General features: G+C 35.7%; 1 protein-coding gene and 1 pseudogene. One reads left to right on the plus strand and one right to left on the minus strand.

Annotated features, from left to right (window positions below; translation table 11 throughout):
• A pseudogene (locus Xentx_RS20280) lies at nt 1–96 on the plus strand (IS982 family transposase); the annotation flags it as partial.
• Nucleotides 97–141: 45 nt separating this feature from the next.
• Here the strand turns inward: Xentx_RS20280 and Xentx_RS18210 are convergent.
• Nucleotides 142–793: MFS transporter (locus Xentx_RS18210; protein WP_139292549.1), on the minus strand; the 652-nt coding region annotated here is incomplete at its 5' end.

Consider the following 793-nt stretch of genomic DNA (forward strand, 5'->3'; position numbering starts at 1 on the left):
GAAGTTACTGCCGGCCTTATTGCTTATACATTCCAACCTAAAAAACCGAGCTTGAATCTACGGGATAATGAAATCGCTATTTTTAAACGAAGCTGAGGTTCATTATATCTTCTAGGGATGGTTTTAGTTTATTGAAAAGGTTCATTTTACAGCTCGTCTTTCATTATTTTTCAAACCACGAGCCAACGTGAATATCAAAAAAAAGGCGAATGAAGCGACAAGTAACATACTGATCATCAACACATATCCATCAAAATTATCCATGACATAACCACCAACCAAACTACCAATGGTAATTAATATCAAAAACATAAAGGTAATAAATGCCGACCCTTTTTCTGTGAGTTCTGGAGCATGAATATGCATCCACATATTAATAGTTGCAGGCACCATACCGGCAGCAGTACCCCATAAAAAAACAAATATAGCGCTAGTTGTCCAATTAAAGTCCCAAATCGACAAAGCTAAAAATGCCATAGCTAATAAAAGTGCACTGATTGCAAAGTTATAACGCACATTATATTTACCAACATAGCCCGCTAATACATTACCCACGACACTGGCGATACCAAAAAACAACAATAAAGCAGAAATCTGCCCTTCTAAGAAACCCGCCGTTTGTTTAAAGAAAACGGTAAAATAGTTGTATGCAGAAAAATGAGCCAAAAATATTAATGTAAATATGATTAATCCCTTGCGTGCAATAGGGTGCGATGGCATCAATAATAATTCTTTCCATTGCATTGTGGACGACGGTTTTAATGAAGGTAAAGAAAAATATTGCATAATTAAG

Origin of the sequence: Xenorhabdus thuongxuanensis (assembly GCF_001908095.1) — a bacterium.
Taxonomy (GTDB): domain Bacteria; phylum Pseudomonadota; class Gammaproteobacteria; order Enterobacterales; family Enterobacteriaceae; genus Xenorhabdus; species Xenorhabdus thuongxuanensis.